Consider the following 24,046-nt stretch of genomic DNA (forward strand, 5'->3'; position numbering starts at 1 on the left):
CGTGGCTAACCCTGTCCTGCCCTCCTCCGGCGTGCTGTCCCCCCTCGGCCTCGACGCGGTACGGCTGCTCCCCGGCTTCTGGGGCGACCGGGTCGCGCTGAACCGTGAGGTCACCATCGCCCACTGCCGCGAATGGGAGGAGCGCGAAGGCTGGATCGGCAACTTCCGCGGCGAGCGGCCCCGCCGGGGACGCGAGTTCAGCGACTCGGAGATCTACAAGCTGCTGGAGGCCATGGCCTGGGCCGAGCACCCGGACCTGCCGGCGCTGGCCGAGACCGTGGCCCAGGCCCAGGAGGGCGACGGCTACCTCAACACCCGCTGGTCCGGCAGCCGCTACACCGACTTCGAGTGGGGGCACGAGCTCTACTGCTACGGCCACCTCATCCAGGCCGGGGTCGCCCGGCTGCGCATGCACGGCGAGGACCAGCTCACCCGGGTCGCGATCAGGGCCGCCGACCACGTGTGCCGCCGCTTCATGGACGGCGCCGAGACGTGCGGGCATCCCGTGATCGAGATGGCGCTGGTCGAGCTCTACCGGGCCACCGGGGCCGAGCGCTACCTGGAGATGGCGCGCCGCTTCGTCGAGCGGCGCGGCCTGCCCGCGCTCGCCGACATCCCCTTCGGCCGCGCCTACTACCAGGACGATCTGCCGGTCAGGCAGGCGCAGGTGTTCCGCGGGCACGTCGTCCGCGCGCTCTACCTGGCCTCCGGGGTGGTCGACGTGGCCGTCGAGACCGGCGACGAGGAGCTGCTGAAGGCCGTCGAGTCCCAGTGGGAGCGCACCGTCGCCCGGCGCACCCACCTGACCGGCGGCATGGGCTCCCGGCACGCCGACGAGTCGTACGGCGAGGACCACGAGCTGCCGCCGGACCGGGCCTACAACGAGACCTGCGCGAGCATCGCCTCGATCATGCTGTCGCACCGGCTGCTGCTCGCCACCGGCGACGCCCGCTACGCCGACCTGGCCGAGCGGACCCTGTACAACATGCTCGCCACCGGGGTCGCGCTGGACGGGCGGTCGTTCTTCTACGCCAACCCGCTGCAGGTGCGGGTGCCGGCGCAGCCGCTGGACGGGGTCAACCACGCGGCCGAGGGCGGGCTGCGCTCGCCCTGGTTCGACGTGTCGTGCTGCCCCAACAACATCGCCCGCACCCTGGCCTCGGTCGCTGCCTATCTGGCCACCTCGTCGTCCGCCGGGGTCCAGATCCACCATCACACCCCCGCCGACATCCGCCACGGCGATCTGGCCCTGCGGGTCGAGACCGCCTACCCGTGGTCGGGCGAGGTCCGCGTCCGCGTCCTGGAGGCGGGGGCGGGTGGCGTCTCCCTCCGCGTCCCCTCCTGGGCCGCCGGGGCCACCCTGTCGTACGAGCCCGCGCCGGGGACGGCCGCCTCCCGGGAGTCCCGGCCGGTCGAGCCCGGGTACGCCTCGATCGAGCGGCGGTGGCGGCCCGGCGACGAGATCCGCCTCGACCTGCCCATGACGCCGAGATGGACCTATCCCGGCCGACGCGCCGACGCGCTGCGCGGGTGCGTCGCCGTGGAGCGCGGCCCGCTGGTCTACTGCGCCGAGTCCGTGGGCGACGAACCCCCGCTGGCCGACGTGTCAGCCGTGACGGACGCCCCGCCGGTCGAGCACCACACAGACGGCACGGGCGGCACGGGCGGCGCTGTCGAGCTGGAGATCGAGGCCGTCCACAGCCCGCCCGGCGACTACGACGCCTGGCCGTACACGACGGAACGCGAGAGCGGCGGCGGCACCCGCGCGCCGCTGCGGCTCATCCCCTACCACCGGTGGGGCAACCGCGGCCCCGCCACCATGCGCGTCTGGCTTCCCGCCGCCGAATAGCACCCCCGGAGATCGCTGTGCGCAAACCCCTGTCATGCCTCGCCGCCCTGGTGGTGACGGGCGCCCTCCTGACCGCCCCGCCCCCTGCCGTCGCCGCCGCCGACCAGCTCGGCCTGCCCGTCTTCACCGGCGCGGACCCGGTGCCCGACGAACCCGTCTCCTACCATCCCCGCAGGATGATGAAGGAGATCTACCGCAAGGAGAAAGGCGGCGACTCGTACTGGATCGACCGCATGCTGGCCCGGCCCGGCGACGACCCGGCGGGGACGTGGCTGATGTCGCGTGGCCGGGCGGTGTTCATGAAGGAGCACGACCCGGCCGAGCTCGGCTTCGGCGGCCGTGTCGCGTACTGGGAGAGCATCGACGACCGTGACGCGTACACGATCTCGCTGGGCGCCGAGCTCACCGAGGACGTCGGCGAGCGGCTGCAGATGCCCAGCCACTGGATCGGCGCGTACACCGGCGACGGCCTGGCCGTGACCGTCAAGAAGTTCATCACCCAGGAGAACGTGGCCGTCACCACGCTCGCGGTGACCAACACCGGGACCGCCCGGCGCGCCGTCCCCGTCACCGTGACCTCCCCGTACGCCAGGACGGCCGACGGGGACCAGGAGCTGACGGGCGTGGTCACGGCCAGGAACAAGCTGACCACGATCTTCCCCAGGCTCAGCGGCGACGGCCTGAAGGTCGCCGGCGGCGAGCTCAAGGGCACGCTGTCCATCGAACCGGGGCAGACCGTGCGCACCAAGGCGCAGCTCGGGTTCGTGACCGAGGAGCTGCCGGATTCGCGCAAGGAGTACGACGGCTACAAGGGGCGGTCGGCGGCCAAGGCGCTCAACCGGCACCTTCAGGACTACAACGCCTGGTGGGCGGAGAACCTGCCCTACATCGACGTGCCGGACGAGAACATCAAGAAGTTCGTCTACTACCGCTGGTGGCTGATGCGGTTCAACTTCCTGGACGCCGACATCCCGGGGAGTGACTTCCAGTTCCCCACGTCGGTGGAGGGGGCGCTCGGCTACAACAACGCGATCGTGCTGACGGTGCCGATGTTCGTGCAGGATCTCAAGTACCTGCGCGACCCGATCTACTCGTACGGGCCGTGGGTGTCGGCAGGCGAGGTCTCGCGAAACTCGAAATATACGGATAACCCGGGCGACCCGGAGAACTGGTCGAACAGCTACACCCAGTACATCTCGGCCGCCGCTCTGGAGAGCTACCAGATCCACGGCGGGCAGCCGGCGATCCTGCGCAACCTGGCCCGCTACGCCGAGAAGGACGTCTACGGCCAGCTCGACGCCTACGACTCCAACGGCAACGGCGTCATCGAGTACGACTGGGAGGCGATGACCGGCAACGACGCCGACGCGGTGTCGTTCCACTACTACGACCGGGCCAACGAGCGGCTGGAGGGCGCCTACGTCTACGCCAACGCGATGGCGGCGGCGCAGGCCTACGAGCTGAGCGGCGACGCGGCCAAGGCCGCCGAGATGCGCGGCGTGGCGGACAAGGTGAAGAACGGCATCCTGACCCTGCTGTGGGACGAGGAGGCCGGCCTGTTCAAGCACCGCGACCTGCAGACGGGCAACCTGATCCCGTGGAAGGAGTCGAACAACTACATCCCGTACGCCACGGGTCTCGTCCCCACCGATGAGCCGAAATATCGCGAAGCGCTCCGCTTGTGGGCTGATCCTGCGGAATATCCGATCTTCCCGGCGTACACCGCCAACCAGAAGGACAAGGCCGAGGCCGCCGCGCAGGGCAAGCCCGGGTCGAACAACTTCTCCCAGATCAACTCCACCCGGAACTTCGCCCTGTTCTCCAAGGCGATGCGCCAGTACGCCTCCCCGCACATCACGGCCGAGCAGTACAAGCAGCTCCTGTACTGGAACGCCTGGTCGCAGTTCGTCGGCGGCGACACCCGCTACCCGGACGCCAACGAGTTCTGGGCGAACTGGAACCCGCGGGCCAAGACCATCGACTACCGCTCCTGGATCCACCACACGATCCTCGGCAGCAGCAACTGGACGGTCATCGAGGACGCCATGGGCCTGCGGCCCCGCTCCGACGGCAAGGTGGAGCTGTGGCCGGTCGACATCGGCTGGGACCACTTCACCGTCAACGGCGTCGACTACCGGGGCAGCGACCTGACGATCGTCTGGGACGAGCCCGGCGACGGCGTCACCCACTACGAGGGCGTGCCGGAGGGCTACTCGATCCTCGTCGACGGCAAGCGCAAGGTCACCCTGTCGGGCCTGGACCACGCGGTCTGGGACCCGCGCACCGGCGAGGTCGAGGGCGGCACCGTGCTCCACGCCGAGCGCGGCAAGGTCAGGGCGCCCGCCGAGGTCGAGCTCACCGGCGAGCGGGTCACCGACCTGTTCCAGAAGGCCGGCGCCGACCTGGACGCGCCCGGCCCGAACCTGGTCGCGTCCGTCACCGCCTCGCACGGCGACCCGGCGGGGGCGGCCGACGGCTTCACCGTCAACGAGCCGTACTGGAGCGCCAAGGGCTCCGGCCGGGCCGAGGACTGGCTGGAGGCGGACCTCGGCGGCACCCGGAAGGTCGACCTGGTCCGCCTGTACTTCGCCAACGACCGCAAGGAGCACGGCGAGCCCGCCTTCTACCGCGTCCAGTACCGCGACGGCGACGCCTGGAAGGACGTGCCCCGCCAGGCGAAGGAGCCCGCCTACCCGCGCGCCAACCTCAACACCGTCCGCTTCCCCGCCGTCGCGACGAGCGGCCTGCGGGTGCTGGTGACCCACCGGCCGGGGCTGACGAGCGGGCTGAAGGAGATCCAGGCGTACGCGTCCGGCGAGCGCGCCCCGTCGGCCGGCAACCGGGCCCCGTACGTGCTGGCCACCGAGGACCCGGCGTTCGACCGGCCCGGCCAGGCCAGGCTGAACGGCGTGGTCAAGGACGACGGGCTGCCGTCGGGCACGCTCACCGCCCGGTGGACCGCGCGGGGCCCCGGCGAGACGTTCTTCACCGACCCGTCGTCGCCGGGCACGGTCGTGTCGTTCACCGAACCGGGGGTGTACGAGCTCACGCTGACCGCCTCCGACGGCGCGAAACAGACGTCGGGCACGGTCACGGTGACCGCCACCGCCCCCGGCTCCCAGGTGAACGTGGCCCCGTACGCCACGCCTGCCGCCTCCTACACCTCGCCGTGGGAGAAGGTCACGGCGGTCAACGACGGCATCGACCCGCCGCGCTCCAACGACGGCGCCAACCCGCGCTGGGGCACCTGGCCGCAGCAGGGCACCCAGTGGGTGGAGCTGGCGTGGCCGTCGCCGGTGCGGGTGAACAAGGCCGGCCTGTACTTCTTCGACGACGGCGGCGGCGTCCGCGTCCCGGCGTCGTGGAAGATCCAGGCGTGGGACGGCGACTCCTTCGCCGACGTCACCGGCGTCGCGTCCTACCCGGCGGCGGCCGACGCCTACAACGAGGTCTCCTTCGACACGGTCACCACGGCCAGGCTCCGGGTGGAGCTCCAGTCCGGCGGCGCGTCGGTCGGCATCCTGGAGTGGAAGGCGTACGCGGTGCCGCCGGACGCGGTGCGGCCGGTGCACGTGCCGACGGTGGCCGGCACGCTGCCGCGCCTGCCGGACACGGTCGAGACCCTGTACGCGGACGGCGTCCGGGGCCGGGCGCCGGTCGTCTGGCAGCAGGTCACCCCTGACCAGGTGGAGCAGGGCGGCACCAGCTTCACCGTCGCCGGGCTCGCCGAGGGCGTCACGGCGCGGGCGAGCGCCACGGTGCACGTCAGGACCACCGCCGCCGTGACGGTCACCTCGATCGCCGAGGAGACGGTCACGACCCGGGCGGGCACGGCTCCGTCGCTGCCCGCGACGGTCGTGGCGACCTACAACGACGGCTCCAAGGACAGCTCCGTCGCCGTCACCTGGGAGGCGATCGATCCCGGCCGGTACGCGGAGCCGGGCACCTTCACGGTGACCGGCACGGTGCCGGGCACCACGATCCCCGCCAGGGCGACGGTGACAGTCACCTGACCCCGGGAACCTCCTCCGGGCTCCGATCGTTTTCCCAGATGAACGATGCGGACTCCGGAGGAGGGGCAGTGGGCTGGCACTACCGAAAGTCGATCAAGCTAGGACCGTTCCGGGTCAACCTGTCGCGGCACGGCGTCGGTCACAGCTTCGGCAACCGCCGCTTCCGCGTCTCGTCGGGCCCCGACGGGCGCCGCCACGTCACCGTGCGCCTGCCGGGCGGCTTCCACGTGAGCAAGTCCTTCGGCAAGCGCCGCCACTACCGCCACTACTGAGCGCTCAGCCCGCCGCCGGCAGCACGACGCGGAAGGCCGTCCCCTCCCCCGGCGTGCTCGACACCTCGATCCGGCCGCCGTGCGCCTCGGCGAGCGCGGCGGCGATGGCCAGGCCGAGCCCGGTGCCGCCGTTGCCGCGCGAGCGGTTCGGGTCGGCCCGGTAGAACCGGTCGAACACGTGCGGCAGGTGCTCCGGGTCGATCCCCGGCCCCTCGTCGCGCACCTCCACCACCGCCTGCCCGCCCTCCCGGCCGACCGTCACGTGGACGGCCGTGCCGGGGCCGGTGTGCGTCATCGCGTTGCCCACCAGGTTCGCGATCACCTGGTGCAGCCGGTGCTCGTCGCCCACCGCGAACATCGGCCCGTCGGAGACGGCCAGCCGGATCGGCCGCCCCCGGTCGCGGGCGTGCGCCGCGTGCACCACGTCGCCCGCCAGCACCCGCAGGTCGACGGTCGAGCGCTCCAGGCCCGGCTCCCGGTCCAGCCGCGCGAGCAGCAGCAGGTCCTCCACCAGTACGCCCATCCGCTCCGCCTCGGCCTCGATGCGCCGCAGCAGCCGCTCGGCCTGCGGGTCGCGGTCCTTCTCGCCGTGGTGGTACAGCTCGGCGAACCCCCTGATCGAGGTGAGCGGCGTCCGCAGCTCGTGCGAGGCGTCCGCGACGAACCGGCGCAGCCGCCGCTCTGAGCGCTCCCGCTCACGCAGCGCGCGGGCCAGCCGCTCCAGCATCGTGTTCAGCGCCCGGCCGAGCCGTCCCAGCTCGGTACGGGGGTCGTCGTCGGCCACCCGCCGTTCGATCTCCCCCGCCGCGATCGCATCGGCGGTACGCTCCATGCGCGTCAGCGGCCGCAGCCCGAGCCGTACCACCATCAGCGCCACCGCGGCCAGCAGCAGCAGGACCAGCACCCCCGCCGTCACCTCGATGAGCAGGAGCTGGCGCACGGTGGAGCGGTTCGGCTCCAGCGACATCGACACCGCCGCCCGGCCGCCGCCGGGCAGCCGCACCACCAGCGCCCGCCACTGGCCCGTGCCGCCCTTGCCCGCCACCGTGACGGGCTCGGCCGGCGCCTGCCTGATCACCTCGGCGGGGACGGCCGGCCCGTCGTCCGGCGCGGCCGGCACGTCACGCACCAGCCCGCCGCCGGCTCCGTAGAAGGCGACGCGGAAATCCGTCGGCAGCTCCACGCCGTCCCGGCCCGGCGGCGGGGGCGGAGGCGGCGGCCGCGTCGCGAGAGTCGCCGCGATCTCGGTCAGCCGGCTGTCGACCCGCGCCTGCAGCGACCGGTCCAGCAGCAGCACCCCCGCCACCGCGAACACCGCCAGCGCCGCCGCCGACAGCCCCACCAGCGCCGCCAGCAACCGGCGCCGCAACGGCCAGCCGCTCACGACGGATCCTGCAGCCGGTAGCCGACGCCCCGCAACGTGTGGATCAGCGGCGGCCCGTCGACGTCGATCTTGCGGCGCAGATAGCTGATGTACGACTCCACCACCCGGCTGTCGCCGTCGAACTCGTAGTCCCACACCCGGTCCAGGATCTGCGCCTTGCTGACCACCCGCTCCGCGTTGATCATCAGGTAACGCAGCAGGCTGAACTCCGTCGGCGACAGGTGGATCCGCCGCCCCGCCCGCCGCACCGAGTGCGCCTCCTCGTCCAGCTCCAGGTCCGCGTAACGCAACACACCGTCGTCCAGGCCGGGCGGCGCCACCCGGCGCAGGATGGCCCTGATCCGCAGCACCACCTCCTCCAGGCTGAACGGCTTCGTCACGTAGTCGTCGCCGCCCGCCGTCAGCCCCTCGATCCGATCGGCCACGGCGTCCTTCGCGGTCAGGAACAGCAGCAGCGGGCACCCCGGCGTCTCCCGCAGCCTGCGCGCCACCTCGAACCCGTCGACGTCGGGCAGCATCACGTCGAGCAGCACGATGTCCGGCCGATACCGCGCCACCTCCTCCAGCGCCCGTATCCCGCCGCAGGCCGTCCGCACCGCGAACCCGTTCAGCCGCAGCGCCTCGGACAGCAGGTCGCGAATGCCCGGCTCGTCATCGACGACGAGCACCTTGGTGGACGCGTTCATGTGCCCGTTCTACAGGCGCAGCGTGAAAGGCTCCTGAGAATGACCGTCCCCTTCACCTCGGCGTCCGGAAGACTGATCCTGCTCTGCGGACTGCCTGGCTCCGGGAAGACCACCCTGGCCGGACGGCTGGCCGAGGAGATCCCCGCGGTCCGGCTGTGCCCCGACGAGTGGCTGGCCGCACTGGGCGTCGGCCTGCACGAGGAGGAGCCCAGGGCCCGGCTGGAGGCGCTGTTCCGGCAGCACGCGCTGGACCTGGTGAGGCTGGGCCAGACGGTGATCCTGGAGTTCGGCTTCTGGGCGCGTGACGAGCGTGACGAACTGCGGCTCGCCGCCCGGGGCCTCGGCGCGGCCGTGGAGCTTCGCCATCTGGCCGTGCCGCTGGACGAGCTCCGCCGCCGCCTGGAGATCCGCAACCGGGAGGAGACGTGGCGCGCGGCCCCGATCACGGGCGACATGATCGAGCGGTGGTCGAGGATCTTCCAGGCGCCCGACGCGGCGGAACTGGCCCTCTTCGACGCGGCGGCGGGCAAGCAGTGAGGGCCCCGGGGAACGATCCCCAAGGCCCTCAGCTGTTTCGGGTGGAGCTATGGGGATTCGAACCCCAGACCTCCTCCATGCCATGGAGGCGCGCTACCAACTGCGCCATAGCCCCTTGCGATGCGTCGCCAGTGTATCGGAATCTCGGCACCCCCGTGTCACACGCCGGTGGCCGTGATACGTCTATGGTTCCATGTCTGCCTTCGAAGAGCATCGCCGCCTGCTGACCGGGGTCGCCTACCGGATCGTGGGCAGCATGGCCGACGCCGAGGACGTCGTCCAGGAGGCGTGGCTGCGCTGGTCCGGAGTGGACGAAAGCGAGATCGCCGACCCGAAGGCGTACCTGGTGAGGGTCACGTCGAGGCTGGCGATCGACCGGCTGCGGTGGGCGAAGTCGCGGCGGGAGTCCTATGTGGGGCCGTGGCTGCCGGAGCCCGTCGGGACGGCGCCGGACGTGGCCGAGCACGCCGAGCTGGCCGACAGCGTCGAGCTGGCGCTGCTGGTGCTGCTGGAGACGCTGTCGCCGCTGGAGCGGGCCGTGTTCGTCCTCAGGGAGGCGTTCGACCTGCCGTTCGGGGAGATCGCCGAGGTGATCGGCCGGGGTGAGGCGGCGACCCGGCAGCTGGCCAAGCGGGCGCGCGATCACGTGCGGGACGGGCGGCCGCGGTTCGAGGCGGACCGGGCGGCTCGCCGCCGGATCACCGAGCGGTTCCTCGGCGCTTCGGCGAACGGCGATCTGGAGGCGCTGATCGAGCTGCTGTCGGCCGGGGTCACGCTGGTCACCGACAGCGGCGGCAAGGCCAGGGCGCCGCTGCGTGTCATGACGGGCCCGGACCACGTCTCCCGCTGGCTGGTGTCGATCGCCTCGCAGGAGGCGATCTCCCGGTTCCTGGCGTCCGTCGGCGTGGCCTCGGACACGGAGCTCTCCTTCGGCGTCGTGGAGGTGAACGGCGGCCCGGCGGCGGTGATCCGGGCGGCGGGACGCGTGGTGAGCGTGGCGTCCCTCGTCGTCGTGGACGGGAAGATCGACACGATCTACCTGATCGCCAACCCGGACAAGCTGACCCGCCTGACCGCTCAGGCGTGAGCGGCTCGCGGGATGCCGGCCTCGTCGACCAGGCGGGGCAGGTCGACGCCGGTGGCGTGCAGGATGCGGCCGGCTCCGTTCGCGCCGTCGGCGAGCAGGCCCCACAGCAGCCGTTCCCCGGTGACCGGGCCGGGCCTCCACTGGGCCACCTCGACGGCCTTGCGGGCGTGCATGGCCAGCGGGATGGCGCCGAGCGGCCCGTACAGCATCACGCGCAGCGGCCTGAGGGGCGTGCGGCGCAGCCGCCACAGCTCGGGCCGGTCGGCGCCGGCGCGGGTGCGGCGGTGCACCTCGGCCAGGTCGATGCCGAGCGTGGCCAGCAGCGCGCGGGCGTCGCCGGTGTCGACGTGCTCGCGGACGGCCTCGGGGGTGGCGGTGAAGGACCCGAGGGCGAAGGGCCGGATCTCGGCCAGTGCCAGCAGCAGCAGGCCGGTGTCGAGGACGGGCCGGCCCGCGTCGAGGGCGAGCGTGCCGGCCCTGATCACGGTGCGGCGCGCGCCGTCGGTGAACCTCGTCAGCATCCGGTTACCTCCCGATCCGGCGGGCGTGCTTGCGATGGGCGGACTGCCGCTTGACGCCGAGCGCGTCGGCCACCTGCTCCCAGGACCAGCCCTGGGCGCGGGCGTTGGACACGTGCACGGCCTCCAGCTCCTCCAGCAGGACCCGGAGCGCGGCGACGGCGGCGAGGCCGGTGCCGGGGTCGCGATCACCCGCCGCCTCGGCGAGTTCGGTGACTCTCATGGCGTCAGCATGCGCTGACAAGCACCCGCTTGTCAACACGTGCTGACAGTCGGAGCCGGCCGCGCCCGATCAGGCCCGCACAGTGGTATGCACAGTGGTGTGCACAGTGGTGTGCATGGTGAGCTCCTGCTCCCCCAGGGCCAGCTCGACCGTGACCTCGCCCAGGTCGGCGGCTGAGCGCACGTGCGTGCCGCCGCACGGGATCGACGCCTCCCCTTCGGGCAGCGCGCAGTGCCAGGTCCGGCGGGCGGTGAGCTCCGGCCCCGGCACGTCGAGCCGCACCGGCGCACCGGAGGCCACCCAGCCCTTGAGCCGTTCGTTCGCCTCGGCCGCCACCTGATCGGTGTCCAGCCCTTCGGCGGTGAACCCCTTCTTGCGCAGCGACTTGCCCAGCCGGTAGACGTCCACGCTGCCGTACGGGGTGATCCGCGAGGAGGTGATGGCGCTCTGGTCGAAGTCGGGGTGCCCGAGCCCGTCGGCGGCGACGTCCTTGCGCCACCGCCCGGCCAGCGCGGCGTTGAGCGCGAGCGCGGCCAGGTGGCAGGCGGTGTGCCCGGCCGAGAGCCCGGCCCGGTGCGCGGCGTCGGCCACCAGGTCCACCTCGGCGCCGAGCGCCACCGGCTCCTCGGTCACGTGCACGACCAGCCACTCCCAGCCCGCCGTGCCGCGCCGCACCGGGATGTCCGGCCCGAGGAAGACCTCGCCGCCGGCGGAGAGCGCGCCGGTCACGCAGTCCACGACGACCAGCCCGCCGAGGGTCCCCCGGTCGGCGGGCTGGTCGGGCCAGGTGTGGTCCAGCGGGTGGAAGGGCGTCTCGGTCGTGACGAGGCCGTGCCGCTCCCCCACCGGCACGGCCCCGACGATCGTGGAACGGCCACTGACATGACCGTGCGGGAAGGTGACTACTGTCGAATTCACACCGTCATCCTGGCAGAGCGCTCGTCCTCCAGATACCGGTTGCGCCCCGCGTACAGGCCGCTCACCAGCTGGACGACGAGCACGCCCAGGATCATCGTGTACGGCAGCGCCCAGCCCCCGCCGGTCTCGCGGAGCACCCCGACGAGCAGCGGGCCGGCGCCGGAGATGAGGTAGCCGACGCTCTGCCCGAACGCCGACAGCGCGCCGGTGGTCTCCGACGTGCGGGTGCGCAGCGCCAGCATGGTGAGCGCGAGCGGGAAGGAGCCCATGCCGATCGCCACGAACACCACCCAGACCATCGCGGTCGAGGCGGGCGCGAACCACAGCCCGAGGAAGCCGATGGCGTAGGCGACGACCAGCCCGATCACGACCGGCCGCTGGTCACGGAAGCGCGAGGCGACGACGGGGACCAGGACGGAGACGGGGATGTTCAGCGCGGTGAACACGCCGAGCATCATCCCGGCCTGCCCGGTGGTGTAGCCGCTGTCGGTGAGGATGGTGGCGAGCCAGCCGAACATGATGTAGGCGATCATCGACTGGGTGCCGAAGTAGACGGCGATGGTCCAGGCCAGTTTGCTCCTGGCCATGCTGCGCAGGCCGGCGCCGGCCCCGCCGGTGGCGCGCTCCGGCTCGCTGCGCAGCAGCGCCAGCCACGGGATGGCGGCGACGGCGGCGAACGCGGCCCACACGCCGAGCGCGACGTGCCAGTCGCCGGAGGCGCGCTCGATCGGCACGGTGGCCGCGGCGGCGAGCATGGTGCCCGCGGCCAGCGCGGTGGTGTAGACGGTGGTCATGACCCCGGTGCGGGCCGGGAAGTGGCGCTTGATCAGCGACGGGATGAGCACGTTGCCGACGGCGCCGCCGGAGAGCGCCACGGCGCTGCTCAGCAGGAAGACCGGGGCGGAGCCCACGAGCGACCTGATCAGCATGCCCACGCCGAGGGTGACGAGCGCGAGCAGCAGCAGCCGGTGCTCGCCGACGCGGCGGGCCAGCGTGGGCGTGATCGCGCCGACCGTGGCGAAGGCCAGCACGGGCAGCGTGGTGAGCAGGCCGGTGCCGACGCTGGTCATGCCGAGGCCGGTGGAGAGCTGGTCGAGCAGCGGGCCGACACTGGTGACGGCGGTACGCAGGTTGAGGGCCGCGAGGACGATTCCCAGCACGAGGAGCCAGGCGAGGGAGTTGGTTCTGCCTCTGGACTCGGGGGCGAGCACAGTCATGCCGGGTCTGGTCCTCCACTCATCAAATCTCCACTCATCAAATCATGGGATGAATCACCATGCTAACAGCCCCCAAAAGTACATCTATTCCCGGACACGGCAAAGCCCCCGGTCAAGCCGGGGGCTTTCGGTTGCCTACAGGACCGGTCGCGGTCCCTGCGGGGGATCGTCGCGGGTGCCGCCCAGCGGACCGGGAGGCGGGAGCGGAGGGCTGTCCGGCGGATAGTGGTCGCCGCCGACCGTGCCGGGCGGCATCGGCCGGTCGCCCGTGCCGAGGCTGGAGCCGTGCTGGTGCGGGCCGGGCACGTCGCCGCGCCAGGCGCCGGTCTCTCCGCCGCGCGACTCGATGAACGTCTTGAAGCGTTCCATGTCGCCGCGGATCCGGAGCTTGACGATCTGCAGCCAGTCTCCGGCGGTCTCCACGAACCCCTGCGGGTCGTACTCCATCTGGAGCTTGACCCTGGTCGTGTCGGCGTCGAGCCGGTGGAAGGTGACCACGCCGGACTGGCTCGGCTTGTCGATCGACCGCCAGGCGATGCGCTCGTCCGGGTGCTGCTCCGTGATCTCGGCCTCGAACTCGCGCTTGACGCCCGCGATCTCGGTGATCCAGTGCGTGCGCGTGTCGGTGAGCTGTTTGATGGCTTCGACGCCCTCCATGAACTCGGGGAAGCTCTCGAACTGGGTCCACTGGTCGTAGGCGACCCTGACGGGAACGTTGACGTCTACGGAGTGTTCGATCGTACTCATGGGTCTCGTTGCTGCCCGCCGAGACGGGCGGCTAACGCCTGCGCAGCAGCCAGTAGAGGCCGACCAGGGGCAACACCAGCGGAATGTACAGGTAGCCCCTGCCGAAACCGGACCAGACGGTGGCGTCGGGGAAGGCGGCCGGGTCGAGCAGGCTGGCCGCGCCGATGACGAGCACCCCGGCCAGTTCCACGCCCAGCGCGGCCAGCGCGAGCCGCCGGGCGCCGCGCAGCAGGGCGACGGTGAGCAGCAGGTAGACGAGGGCGGCGAACGCCGACAGCGAGTAGGCCAGCGGCGCCTCGCCGAACCGGGTGGCGATCTGCACGCCGGCCCGCGCGCCCGCGGCCAGCGCGAACAGCCCGTACAGGGCGACCAGCGCGCGGCCGGGCCCCGCGCCGATCGGGGCGGGGCTCATGCGACGCCCTGCCAGATCTGCAGCAGCCGCCCGGTCATCACCGCGATCGCGAACCCGGCCACGACCAGGATCGCCGGCCCCCACCGGCTGCGCTCGGCCAGCGCCAGGAACACCCCGGCCGGCGGGATGAGCACCATGCCACCGAGGTAGCCGAAGAGCGTGACCTTGTCGCCCGGCCCCGCCCCGCCGGCCACCGCCGCGATCACGATGCCCAGGTGCACGAGCACGGCCACTTCGAGGACGGCGAAGCCGACCAGCAGGACCATGCCCATGGGCCGGTCACGGACGGCGGTGATCAGGCTCGCCAGCGCGAGCAGCAGCGAGCCGGCGATGACGATCGTGGCGACGGTGGTGTTCATCGGGGGCAAGGCTATCGCCCGGGCAGGTCGCCCTCGATTCCGTCCAGCACCCAGCCGAGGCCGCGCTCGAAGTTGTCGTCGGCGCCGCGCACGCCCTGCTCGATCATGGGGGCGAGCCTCGGGAACTCACCCCCGGCGACGAGCTCGCGGATGTACGGCTCGGCGAGGGCGGCGCGCTCGGCGTCGCTGATGCCCTCGGCGCGGGGGCGGCCGCGCTCGGCGCTCTCGCGGACGACGAAGCCGGTCACGTAGTCGACGACCGCCGCCATCGCGCGCCAGGCCTGCAGCCGGTCCAGGCCGAGCCCGTCGAACGCCGAAAGCCTGCGCTCGACGTGCCGCAGCCCGTTGGGACCGACGGCGACGTGCTGGGAGATCAGCTCGACCCGCCAGGGGTGGCGGCGCACCAGCTCGCGCTCGCCCCTGGCCAGCTGGAGCAGCGCCTCCCGCCAGTCGCCGGGCAGCGGCTCGCCGGTGTCGAGCTCGGCTGCGATCTCGTCGAGCATGAGCGCGAGCAGGTCCTCCTTGCGCTCGATGTAGGTGTAGAGGCTCATCGCACGCGCGCCGAGCTCGGCGGCGACGCGGCGGATGGAGACCGCGGCCAGCCCTTCGGCGTCGGCGAGCGCGACCGCGGCGGCCACGATCGCCTCCCGGGTCAGCGCGGGGCGCCGCTGCGGCGCGGGGCGCGACCAGACAGAACTCACGGGCCCATCCTAAGCCAGCCGCTACAGTGTACGGAAGTGATACGCTGTACGGTATGCGATACGATGTACGGACGACCGGGCTGGTGGTGCTGCTCGGCGTCGTCATGACGATGCTCGACACGACGATCGTCAACGTGGCGCTCGCGCCCCTGGCCGGCGAGTTCGGCGCGAGCCTGGCCGACACGCAGTGGGTGGCGACCGGCTACCTGCTGGCCCTGGTGGTGACCGTGCCCGTCTCCGGCTGGGCGGTCGGCCGGTTCGGCGCCAGGAAGGTGTGGCTGGTCTCCCTTCTGCTGTTCGGCGCCGGGTCGGCGCTCAGCGCGGCCGCCTGGTCGGTCGGCGGCCTGGTGGCCTTCCGCGCGGTGCAGGGCCTCGGCGGCGGACTGCTGCTCCCGGTCGGGCAGGCGATGCTCGCCGGGGCGGCGGGCCGCGAGCGGATGGGCCGGGCGATGGCGCTGATCTCCGTCCCGGCGATGCTGGCGCCCGTGGTGGAGCCGGTGCTCGGCGGCGTCCTCCTCGACGGTCCCGGCTGGCGCTGGCTGTTCCTGGTCAACCTGCCCGTCTGCGCGGCCGCGCTGCTGGCGGCGGTGCTGCTCCTGCCCCGCGACGAGCCCGCCGGGGCGCGCGGGCTGGACGCGATCGGCCTGGCCCTGCTGTCCCCGGGGCTGGCGGCGCTGGTCTACGGCCTGTCGGAGGTCGGCGACGGTGCCTCGCCCGCGCATCCGGCGCTGTGGATCGGGGCGGCGCTGATGGCGGGGTTCGTGGTGCGGGCGCTGCGAATGCCGGGGACACCGGTGGACCTGCGGCTGTTCGGCGACCGCTCGTTCGCGTCGGCGGTGGCGGCCCTGTCCTGCTATTCGGCGGCCGCGTTCGGCGTGACCGTGCTCATCCCGCTGCGCAGCCAGCTCGCCCAGGGCGGCAGCGCGCTCGACGCGGGGCTGCTGCTTGCGCCGTTGGGGGTGGGCGCGGCGATCACCATGCCGATCGCGGGCAAGCTCACCGACAGCCGCGGCCCGCGCGGGGTCGCCGCTGCCGGGGTGGTGCTGGTGGTGGCGGGGATCGCCGGCTTCGCGGCGTTCGGCGGCGCGCTGCCGGTGCTCGTGCTGGGGCTCGGGCACGGGCTGGTGTCGCCGTCGGTGATGGCGGCCGCGTTCCGGACGCTGGACCGCGCCGCGATCCCGGCAGCGACCACGCTCAGCACCATCGCGGTACGGGTGGCCTCGCCGGTGGGGGTCGCGCTGGTGGCCGTGCTGGTGCAGGTGTTCGGCCGGGCGGGCGCGGCACAGCCGTTCACCTGGGCCTTCGGGTGCGTGCTGGCGCTGGCCGCGGTCTCGCTCGCCCCGATCGCGCTCATAGGATCGAAGGCGTGGAGAGGATCCTGGTCAGCGCGTGCCTGATGGGCCGGCGGGTGCGCTACGACGGCGGCGCCAAGACCAGCTCGGACGAGCGGCTGGCCGCCTGGTGGCGGGAGGGGCGGCTGGTCCCGTTCTGCCCGGAGGTCGAGGGCGGGCTGGCGATCCCGCGCCCGGCCGCCGAGATCGAGGGCGGCGCGGGCGGCGCGGCGGTGCTGGCCGGGACGGCCCGGGTGCTCGCCGCCGACGGCTCCGACGTCACCGCGGAGTTCGTGGCCGGCGCGCGGGCCGCGCTGGCGGCGGCGCGCGACGCCGGGGCGCGGCTGGCGGTGCTCAAGGAGGGCAGCCCGTCCTGCGGCGCGCTGGCGATCTACGACGGCACCTTCGCCGGGCACCGGGTCGCCGGCCGGGGCGTGACCACGGCGCTGCTGGAGGAGCACGGCATCAGGGTCTTCACCGAGGACCAGGTCGCCGAGGCGGCCGGCTACCTGCGCACCCTGGAGACGTAGAAGGCGCCGCCCAGGCCGAGCGCGAGCAGCACGGCGGCCGAGCGGTGATACCAGTCGAGCAGCGCCGTCGACTCGCCCGGGCCGAGCGCGACGGCCAGGATGCCCAGCAGCACCCCCGACAGCGCGGCGGCGTGCGCGTAGATGAGCCCGTCCCACGCCCATCGGCGCCGGGTCAGCGCGCCGTGGCCGCCGGCGAACATCGCTCCGGCGCAGAGCGTCTCCACGATCGCGGCCCAGACGTTCACGGGCTGACCCGGCGGCACCACCACGACCCCGGCGTGCAGCAGTGCGGCCACGCCGAAGACCACCCCGTACACCAGGCATGCGGCGCCCAGCGCCGTCCGCAACGCGTCCATGCCCCCAACGCTGCCATCCGCGCGCGGGCGCCGAATCCTCCCTGAGGCTGGGGGCCGGATACACCCCTCGGGGTAGCCCGCGGGGATCGGGAAATCAGAAAGTCCTCTTCCCGGAAACCTTCCGCCCACCACGGGAGTCCATACAGGTAGGGGCCCGGGCACGAACACCATTCGCAACGGGGAGAGGACTCGGCAATGCCAGTCGACCTGATCAACGAACAGCCCTTGGCCTGGGATTCGGCCACGCTCGACGCGGACACCAGGGCGATGCTGGACAACCTCCAGCCGAACATCCTGCGCGCGCACGTCCGTGAGCACCTCACCGTGCTGTTCGTCCGCTTCAACGACGTCGCCGAGGGCCGGCGCTACCTGAAGAAGATCGCCGTCACGAGGATGAAGTCCGCCCGCCAGCACCTGGAGGAGGTGCGCGACCACGCGCGCGACCGGCGGCGGGGCACCCCCTACGTGGGCATCGGGCTGAGCAAGGCCGGCTATCGCGACCTCGGCCACTCGGTCGAGGACATGCGCAGGTTCGGCGACGTGGTGTTCCGCGACGGGATGAAGCGGCGCGTCGCCGAGGTGAACGACCCGCCGGTCGAGGAGTGGGAGAACTGCTACCAGCGGGAGATCCACGCGGTCATCCTCATCGGCGACTCCGAGCCGGAGCCGGTGGCGGCGCTGCGTGCCCAGTTCCTGCGCGACCTGCCCGCGAGCGCCCGGCTGCTGGGCGAGGAGAGCGGGCAGGGCAGGCGCAACCCGGCGGGCGACGGCATCGAGCACTTCGGTTACGTCGACGGCCGCAGCCAGCCGCTGTTCGTCAAGGACGAGGTGGACAAGGAGCCCAGGAAGCACTGGAACCCGGCGTTCCCGCTGGGCAGCGTCCTGGTCCCCGACCCGCTCGCGCCCGACCCGGACCGGCACTTCGGCAGCTACTTCGTCTTCCGCAAGCTGGAGCAGAACGTCCGCGCGTTCAAGGAGATCGAGCAGGAACTGGCCGACAGCCTGGGCCTGACGGGCGCCGACCGCGACCGGGCCGGGGCGATGCTCGTCGGCCGGTTCAGGGACGGCACCCCGCTCACGCTCAAGCCCAAGGCGGGCGGCGGCCCGGTGGTCAACGACTTCACCTTCGACGCCGACCCCGACGGCGCCAAGTGCCCGTTCAGCGGGCACATCAGGAAGACGAACCCGCGCTCGTTCGGCCGGGAGGTGCTCATGGCTCGGCGCGGCCAGACCTACGGGGAGCGCGCGGACGACCCGTGGGACGACGCGCCGCCGCACACGCGCCCGAGCGGCGAGGTGGGCCTGCTGTTCATGGCCTTCAACAGCAGCCTGCTCGACCAGTTCGAGTTCACCCAGCAGAGCTGGGCCGACAACCCGGACTTCGAGCGGCCGGCCACCGGCCACGACCCGGTGATCGGCCAGGGGCCGCGGGACGTCAAGGTCACCTTCCCCAAGGTGTGGGGGAGGCCCGAGCAGTCGCCCCCGCACCAGCAGGTGGCCCAGACGGTCACGATGAAGGGCGGCGAATACTTCTTCATGCCGTCGCTGGCCTACCTGCGCCGGCTCTGACCGTTTCTGATCGTCGCTGATCGTGAGGGGAGCGGCCCGGCGCCGCTCCCCTCACCCGGTCAGCGGGTGGCCAGCACCTGCGCCGTCACCGCGCCCGCCTTGGCCGAGACCGTCCGCGCGCCGCCGGCGCCCGGCAGGGTCCTGTCGTAGGCGTACGTGACGGCCGAGTGCACGATCGCCCCGGTGTTCACCAGCAGCGCCTTGGTGCTGACGTTGGCGATCGTGTCGCAGGACTGGTGGTAGCACGGGTCGTACGGCTCACCCGCGGTGCCGCCGAACAGCGTCTGCTCCTGTGCCGTCTTGACGCCCTCGGCGCCGGTGAACAGGCCGCCCGACGGGATCCCGGCCGCGATGAACGGCCCGTAGTCCGAGCGCCCGTCGAAGTCGGTGCCGACGTGGCCCAGGCGGAGCGTGTCGAAGTAGCGCGCGAAGGTCTGCTCGATCTCGCCGGAGCCGGGCGGGCCGGCCGGCGCGCCGGTGGCGTCGGAGTCGTCACCGTCGTAGATCTTGTACGCGAAGTTCGGCGAGCCGATCATGTCGAAGTTCAGGTACAGCTTGATCTTCGCCAGTTGGTCGGGCGTCAGGCCGGCGACGTAGTGCTCCGAGCCGAGCAGGTTCAGCTCCTCGGCGCCCCACCAGGCGAACCGCATCTTGTTGATCGTCGGCAGCCGGGACATGAGCAGGGCGGTCTCCAGGATGCCCGCGCTGCCGGTGCCGTTGTCGTTGATGCCGGGGCCGGGCACCACGCTGTCGAGGTGGGCGCCGAGCATGACGACGTTGTCCGGGTCGCCGCCGCGCGACTCGGCGATCACGTTGTGCGTGACGCGGATCTCGCTCTCGGTGTCGGTCGCCACGCGCATCACGGTGCCCGCGGTGCCCGCCAGCTCCTGGCCGACGGCGAAGCTCGTACCGACGACGGGGATCGTCACGGGCACGCCCAGCGTGCCCTGGAGGGTGTCGGTGCGGCCGGGCTGGCCCTCGTTGAAGACGATCACCGCGACCGCGCCGGCGGCCTGCGCGTTCTCCGCCTTGACCCGGAAGTCGCAGGAGCCGCGCTGGACGAGCGCGATGTTGCCCGGCGTGAAGCCGGCGAAGTCGGCGGCCTCGCAGCCGGAGGTGGAGCCGGGCGCGGGCGGCGGCGGGAGCTGCAGGTCGACGTTCTGCAGGGTGGCGGTGACGTCGCCGGAGCCCGAGTAGGTCATGGTCGCGAACTCGCCGACCGAGCTGCCGTCCGGCGGCGTCGGCGTGAACGTGCGCGGGCCGGGCGAGATCCGCTGCATGGTCGCGGTGGAGTTCTCCTGGAAGAACGGGAAGTCGAACGGCTGCAACGTCACCTGGTAGCCGGCGCGGCGCAGCTGACTCGCCACGTAGTCACGGGAGGCGTCGTAGCCCGGGGTGCCGGAGGCCCTGGTGCCGCCGTTGGCGTCGGCGATCCGCTGGAACGCCTCCAGGTGCCGGGTGACGAGCTGCGCCTTGACGGACCTGGAGAGCGAGGACGGGCTCGGGTCCGCCTGGGCCGGGGTGACCAGCGCGAGCGGGAGGGCGAGGGCCACTGCCAGGGTGCCGGCTCGGGCCACGCCCTTGGGGAGGTGGAAGCGCATATGGCTCCTCCGCAAGAGTAAGGATGTCGATGTCTTCCCCCGATTCATGCGCGCTGTTGGAACGTAACGAGCCCATCGCATCCTGAAAAGACCCACAAAGTTGGGGTCACTCGACGACGTCGTCGCGGGCGCCCTCCAGGTGTCCCTTGAGCTCCTCCATCACCTGGGCGTAGCCGAGGTGGCTGTAACGCTCGGCCGCGTGCCACGGGTAGACCTGGCCGGCCTTGACCGCGGGCAGCCCGATCACGTCGGCCGCGTACTTGTCGGCGTTCTCCCAGCTCAGCACCTCCCAGAAGCCGCCTTCGCTCTCGGTGGGCCGCTCGGGGGAGACGATGCCGAGCCCAAGCCCGCTCCAGTAGGTGATGTCGGGATGGTCCGGCATGTACGCCACGTACAGGGCGTCGGGGGTCGCGGTGACGACCATGACCTTCAGGTCCGGCCTGGCGGCGGCGAGGGTCTTGAGCGCGGCGCCGGCGGCCTCGAATCGGGCCCTGGCCTCGGCCACCGGGGGTGCGTCCGGGTCGGCGCCGAGTGCCGCGGCCAGTTCGCCGTAGCGCTCGATGATCTCCACCAGCGGCTTGCCGCTGAGCTGCACGCCCACCGAGGGCGCGATCTGGCCGACGGCCTCGGCCGACTCCTCGGGCACGTACCAGAGCGTGTTCTCCTGGTACATGCCCGCGACCAGCAGGTCGGGCCGCAGGGAGGCGTACTTCTCGACGTTGAACTCGCCCCACACGTTGCCGATCGACTCGACGGTCGCGATGTCCACCTCGCCCACCTCGGGATCACGTGAGCCGTCCTTCAGCCGGTGCGGGCCGAACACCGCGACCGGGCGCACGCCGAAGTCCCACAGCGCGGCCGCCGCCGCCGACTGGGCCACGACGCGCTTCGGCACGCCCGGCAGCGAGATCCGCCTGCCGCGGTCGTCGGTCCAGGTCCACGCACCGGCCGCCGGGCTCGACGGGACGGTCGGGGCGGGCGCCGCCGGGGTCGTGCCGCCGCAGGCGCTGACACCGATCAGGGCGGCGAAGGCGATCACGGCGCGCCGCGAGACTGCGGACATGCTCTCTCCCCGGGTCTTTACTCTTTTGGCTTGCATATTAGATTAGCCTTACCTAACTCGGAAGCGCCTCCGGAGATCATGACCTTGGGGGGTCGGGGCATGCTGCGGGCATTTCTGAGGACCGAGGCGGGCGGCACCACCGTGCTGCTCGCCGCCACGGTGCTGGCGCTGCTGTGGGCGAACTCGCCCTGGGGCGACAGCTACGAGGCGTTCTGGCACACCCCGATGGGCCTGTCGTTCGGCGACGCCACGTTCTCCCTCGACCTGCGGCACTGGGTGAACGACGGGCTGATGACGATCTTCTTCTTCGTCATCGGGCTGGAGATCTCCTACGAGGCGCGGCTGGGCCAGCTCACCGACCGGCGGCTGATCGCCGTGCCCGCGATCGCGGCGTTCGGCGGCATGATCGTTCCCGCGGCCGTCTACCTGGCCTTCAACGCGGGCGGGCCGGGCGCGGCCGGGTGGGGCGTGCCGATCGCCACCGACACCGCGTTCGTGCTCGGGCTGCTCGCCGTGGTGGGGGCTCGGTGCCCGTACCCGCTGCGGGCGTTCCTGCTGACGCTGGCCATCGTGGACGACGTCCTGGCCATCATGATCATCGCGATCTTCTACACGGCGGCGCTGGTGGTCCCGGCGCTGGTCACCGCCGTCCTGCTGCTGGCCGCGATCGTGACCCTGCGCTGGCTGAGGATCTGGCGGGCGCCGGCCTACATCGTGCTCGGCTTCGCGCTGTGGGTGGCGACGCTGGAGAGCGGCGTGCACCCGACCCTGGTCGGCATCGCGCTCGGCGTGCTCGTGTTCGTGTACGCGCCCAGCGACCACAAGCTGCTGCGGGCCGGCGAGGCCGTGCAGGAGTTCACCTCCTCCCCCAGCCCGCGGGCGGCCGAGCGGGCCACCCGGCTGGTGCGCCGGGCGGTGTCGGTCAACGAGCGGCTGCAACTGCGGCTGCACCCGTGGAGCAGCTACGTGATCGTGCCGATCTTCGCCCTGGCCAACGCCGGGGTCCGGCTCGACGGCGAGACGCTGCGGGCCGCCGCGACCTCGCCCATCGCGCTCGGCGTCGCGCTCGGGCTGCTCCTGGGCAAGATCGCCGGGATCACGCTCGGCACCTGGCTGCCGCTCCGGCTCAACTGGGGAGTGCTGCCGGGCAACCTGGTGTGGGGTCAGCTCCTGGGCGGCGCGGCGGTGTCGGGCATCGGGTTCACGGTCGCGCTGTTCATCGTGGACCTGGCCTTCGAGGACCCGCTCGTGCACAGCGAGGCGAAGATCGGCATCCTGGCGGGGTCGATGCTGTCGGCGCTGCTCGGCTGGGTGATCTTCAAGCTGGCCTGGGACCGGGGCGGCGTGTGCGCACCGCCCGAGACGGAGCCGGAGGAGGAACCGCCGGTCCTGCTCAGCGAGCCCGTCGGGCCGGACGACCACGTGCGGGGCCCCCGGGACGCGGCGGTGACCCTCGTGGAGTACGGCGACTTCGAATGCCCCTACTGCGGCCGCCTCCACCCGGTGCTCCAGGAACTGCGCCGCCGCCATCCGGACCTGCGGGTCGTCTTCCGGCACTACCCGCTGCGCACCGTGCACCCGCGCGCCATGGCCGCCGCGCTGGCCGCGGAGGGCGCGGCCGCCGGGGGCCGGTTCTGGGAGATGCACGACCTCCTGTTCCGCAACCAGCGCCACCTCACCGACGAGGACCTGGCCCGCTACGCCGCCGGGCTCGGCGTGGACCCGTGGCCGGACATCACCGCCCAGACCGCCCGCATCGCCCGGGACGAGGTGTCGGGCCATGACAGCGGCGTCCGCGGGACGCCGACCGTCTTCGTCAACGGCCTGCGCCACCAGGGCGCCTTCGACCTGGAGTCCCTGAGCGAGGCGGTGGATCTCGCGCGCGTCACCCCGTAACGTCTCTACGCGGACGTCCCCTCAACGGGCTGGAGACCTGAACCGCATGTCGAACTTCTTCGGAAACTTCATCGGGATCGGCACCACCGGGCTGCTCTGCGTGCTGCTGCTGGTGGGCACCGTGCTGCTGGGCATGAACCGGCGCACCCACGGGCGTGCGGCGACCCTGGGAATGCTCGGCTGCCTCGCGCTGTTCCTCGACGCCGTCCTGCGGCTAGGGCAGTCGCTGTCGCTGGAGCTCCTGCTCAGATCCGTGGGCCCCGGCGGCATCGACGTGGCGTTCCTGATCATCAACCTGCTCTCCTTCGTGCTCACCGTGGCGGGTGTCGGGCTGCTGATCGGCGCCGTGCTCGCCCGGCGCAACGGGCCCACGTCCCCGGCCGGCCCGCAGCCCCAGCCCCAGCCCCAGCCCTGGCAGTCCCCGCAGGGTCCGCAGGGTCCGCAGGGTCCGCAGGGGCAGTACGGGCAGCAGGGGCAGTACGGTCCTCAAGGTCACTACGGTCCTCAAGGTCAGTACGGACCTCAGGGTTCGCAGCCCGGCTGGCCGCAGCAGCCGCCCGCGCAGCAGCCCCCGGCCGGTCCGCAGCCGGGGTGGCAGCCTCCCGCCGACGGGCCCGCCTGAGCCGTGCACCGCACAGGCTCCGCAGATGTGACAATGTTGGGAAAATCCGGCTCTGCCCGAGCGTCGAGGACATCATGAATCCAGAGCAGCCCGGCCAGCCCGACCCCGACGTGACGATCCGGCGCCGCTGGCCCCAGCAGCCCACCGGCCCGCAC

General features: G+C 72.4%; 23 protein-coding genes and 1 tRNA gene. 10 read left to right on the forward strand and 14 right to left on the reverse strand.

The annotated features are described in order from the left end of the window. Position 1: 1 nt before the first annotated feature. The 3 genes from ADY59_RS14910 (at position 2) to ADY59_RS14920 (ending at position 6,134) form a co-directional block, all read left to right on the forward strand. The gene (locus ADY59_RS14910) at positions 2-1,849 is read left to right on the forward strand and encodes a glycoside hydrolase family 127 protein (protein ID WP_049562525.1); all 1,848 of its coding nucleotides are present in this window, start codon (positions 2-4) and stop codon (positions 1,847-1,849) included. 17 nt (positions 1,850-1,866) lie between these two features. Next, entirely contained in the window at positions 1,867-5,862 is a 3,996-nt protein-coding gene (locus ADY59_RS14915) for an Ig-like domain-containing protein (RefSeq protein ID WP_053174766.1), read from the forward strand. Positions 5,863-5,930: 68 nt separating this feature from the next. Then, entirely contained in the window at positions 5,931-6,134 is a 204-nt protein-coding gene (locus tag ADY59_RS14920) for a DUF4236 domain-containing protein (RefSeq protein ID WP_049562527.1), read from the forward strand. 4 nt (positions 6,135-6,138) lie between these two features. Here the strand turns inward: ADY59_RS14920 and ADY59_RS14925 are convergent, their stop codons facing one another. Together ADY59_RS14925 and ADY59_RS14930 are read right to left on the reverse strand one after the other, a co-directional pair. Continuing rightward, entirely contained in the window at positions 6,139-7,518 is a 1,380-nt protein-coding gene (locus ADY59_RS14925; protein WP_049562529.1) for a sensor histidine kinase, read from the reverse strand. Continuing rightward, entirely contained in the window at positions 7,515-8,204 is a 690-nt protein-coding gene (locus tag ADY59_RS14930) for a response regulator transcription factor (protein WP_049562531.1), read from the reverse strand. The genes ADY59_RS14925 and ADY59_RS14930 overlap by 4 nt, the downstream gene beginning before the upstream one ends. Before the next feature lie 39 nt (positions 8,205-8,243). Between ADY59_RS14930 and ADY59_RS14935 the strand changes: the two genes are divergently transcribed. Beyond that, positions 8,244-8,741 (forward strand): AAA family ATPase, encoded by a 498-nt coding sequence (locus tag ADY59_RS14935; RefSeq protein WP_049562533.1) that lies wholly within the window; start codon positions 8,244-8,246, stop codon positions 8,739-8,741. Positions 8,742-8,783: 42 nt separating this feature from the next. On the opposite strand, the gene ADY59_RS14940 is transcribed toward ADY59_RS14935, so the two are convergent. Then, a tRNA-Ala gene (locus tag ADY59_RS14940) sits at positions 8,784-8,856 on the reverse strand. A 78-nt stretch (positions 8,857-8,934) separates the two neighbouring features. Between ADY59_RS14940 and sigJ the strand changes: the two genes are divergently transcribed. Continuing rightward, positions 8,935-9,828 (forward strand): RNA polymerase sigma factor SigJ, encoded by an 894-nt coding sequence (gene sigJ / locus ADY59_RS14945; RefSeq protein WP_049562534.1) that lies wholly within the window; start codon positions 8,935-8,937, stop codon positions 9,826-9,828. Here the strand turns inward: sigJ and ADY59_RS14950 are convergent. From ADY59_RS14950 to ADY59_RS14985, 8 genes are all read right to left on the reverse strand, one after another. Beyond that, on the reverse strand, positions 9,819-10,349 hold the full coding sequence (locus ADY59_RS14950) for a Clp protease N-terminal domain-containing protein (protein WP_049562536.1): 531 nt from the start codon (positions 10,347-10,349) through the stop codon (positions 9,819-9,821). The two genes, sigJ and ADY59_RS14950, sit on opposite strands and share 10 nt — an antisense overlap. A gap of 4 nt (positions 10,350-10,353) precedes the next feature. Further along, a complete protein-coding gene (locus ADY59_RS14955; RefSeq protein ID WP_049562537.1) occupies positions 10,354-10,569 on the reverse strand; it encodes a hypothetical protein in 216 nt (71 codons plus the stop codon). 69 nt (positions 10,570-10,638) lie between these two features. Next, positions 10,639-11,487, reverse strand: coding sequence for a metal-dependent hydrolase (locus ADY59_RS14960; protein WP_049562539.1), 849 nt, complete (start codon positions 11,485-11,487; stop codon positions 10,639-10,641). Further along, positions 11,484-12,704 (reverse strand): CynX/NimT family MFS transporter, encoded by a 1,221-nt coding sequence (locus tag ADY59_RS14965; RefSeq protein WP_049562540.1) that lies wholly within the window; start codon positions 12,702-12,704, stop codon positions 11,484-11,486. The genes ADY59_RS14960 and ADY59_RS14965 overlap by 4 nt, the downstream gene beginning before the upstream one ends. Before the next feature lie 135 nt (positions 12,705-12,839). Then, the gene (locus tag ADY59_RS14970; protein WP_049562542.1) at positions 12,840-13,451 is read right to left on the reverse strand and encodes an SRPBCC family protein; all 612 of its coding nucleotides are present in this window, start codon (positions 13,449-13,451) and stop codon (positions 12,840-12,842) included. A gap of 31 nt (positions 13,452-13,482) precedes the next feature. Beyond that, a complete protein-coding gene (locus tag ADY59_RS14975; protein ID WP_049562544.1) occupies positions 13,483-13,863 on the reverse strand; it encodes a hypothetical protein in 381 nt (126 codons plus the stop codon). After that, the gene (locus tag ADY59_RS14980) at positions 13,860-14,222 is read right to left on the reverse strand and encodes a hypothetical protein (RefSeq protein ID WP_049562545.1); all 363 of its coding nucleotides are present in this window, start codon (positions 14,220-14,222) and stop codon (positions 13,860-13,862) included. The genes ADY59_RS14975 and ADY59_RS14980 overlap by 4 nt, the downstream gene beginning before the upstream one ends. A gap of 11 nt (positions 14,223-14,233) precedes the next feature. Then, positions 14,234-14,923: a TetR/AcrR family transcriptional regulator gene (locus ADY59_RS14985; protein ID WP_049562547.1), complete on the reverse strand. Its 690-nt coding sequence runs from the start codon at positions 14,921-14,923 to the stop codon at positions 14,234-14,236. A 53-nt stretch (positions 14,924-14,976) separates the two neighbouring features. Here ADY59_RS14985 and ADY59_RS14990 point away from each other — a divergent pair, with 53 nt between their 5' ends. Together ADY59_RS14990 and ADY59_RS14995 are read left to right on the forward strand one after the other, a co-directional pair. Continuing rightward, positions 14,977-16,320: a DHA2 family efflux MFS transporter permease subunit gene (locus ADY59_RS14990; protein ID WP_049562548.1), complete on the forward strand. Its 1,344-nt coding sequence runs from the start codon at positions 14,977-14,979 to the stop codon at positions 16,318-16,320. Next, positions 16,290-16,784 carry a DUF523 domain-containing protein gene (locus ADY59_RS14995; protein WP_049562550.1) on the forward strand — a complete coding sequence of 165 codons (495 nt, stop codon included), beginning with the start codon at positions 16,290-16,292 and terminating at the stop codon, positions 16,782-16,784. The genes ADY59_RS14990 and ADY59_RS14995 overlap by 31 nt, the downstream gene beginning before the upstream one ends. Here ADY59_RS14995 and ADY59_RS15000 read toward each other — a convergent pair. Further along, entirely contained in the window at positions 16,760-17,140 is a 381-nt protein-coding gene (locus ADY59_RS15000) for a hypothetical protein (protein ID WP_049562551.1), read from the reverse strand. The genes ADY59_RS14995 and ADY59_RS15000 overlap by 25 nt on opposite strands. Before the next feature lie 195 nt (positions 17,141-17,335). Here ADY59_RS15000 and ADY59_RS15005 point away from each other — a divergent pair, with 195 nt between their 5' ends. Continuing rightward, positions 17,336-18,709 (forward strand): Dyp-type peroxidase, encoded by a 1,374-nt coding sequence (locus ADY59_RS15005; protein ID WP_049562553.1) that lies wholly within the window; start codon positions 17,336-17,338, stop codon positions 18,707-18,709. Between the two features lie 59 nt (positions 18,710-18,768). Here ADY59_RS15005 and ADY59_RS53370 read toward each other — a convergent pair whose 3' ends face one another. Together ADY59_RS53370 and ADY59_RS15015 are read right to left on the reverse strand one after the other, a co-directional pair. Next, on the reverse strand, positions 18,769-20,310 hold the full coding sequence (locus tag ADY59_RS53370) for a M28 family metallopeptidase (protein WP_049562555.1): 1,542 nt from the start codon (positions 20,308-20,310) through the stop codon (positions 18,769-18,771). 106 nt (positions 20,311-20,416) lie between these two features. Next, the gene (locus tag ADY59_RS15015) at positions 20,417-21,373 is read right to left on the reverse strand and encodes an ABC transporter substrate-binding protein (RefSeq protein WP_049562556.1); all 957 of its coding nucleotides are present in this window, start codon (positions 21,371-21,373) and stop codon (positions 20,417-20,419) included. Between the two features lie 99 nt (positions 21,374-21,472). Between ADY59_RS15015 and nhaA the strand changes: the two genes are divergently transcribed. Then, positions 21,473-23,269, forward strand: coding sequence for a Na+/H+ antiporter NhaA (nhaA, locus tag ADY59_RS15020; RefSeq protein WP_049562558.1), 1,797 nt, complete (start codon positions 21,473-21,475; stop codon positions 23,267-23,269). Positions 23,270-23,315: 46 nt separating this feature from the next. Continuing rightward, entirely contained in the window at positions 23,316-23,891 is a 576-nt protein-coding gene (locus ADY59_RS15025; protein ID WP_049562559.1) for a hypothetical protein, read from the forward strand. Positions 23,892-24,046: the final 155 nt, after the last annotated feature.

The sequence above is a fragment of the Nonomuraea sp. SBT364 genome (genome assembly GCF_001083785.1).
Classification (GTDB): Bacteria; Actinomycetota; Actinomycetes; order Streptosporangiales; family Streptosporangiaceae; genus Nonomuraea.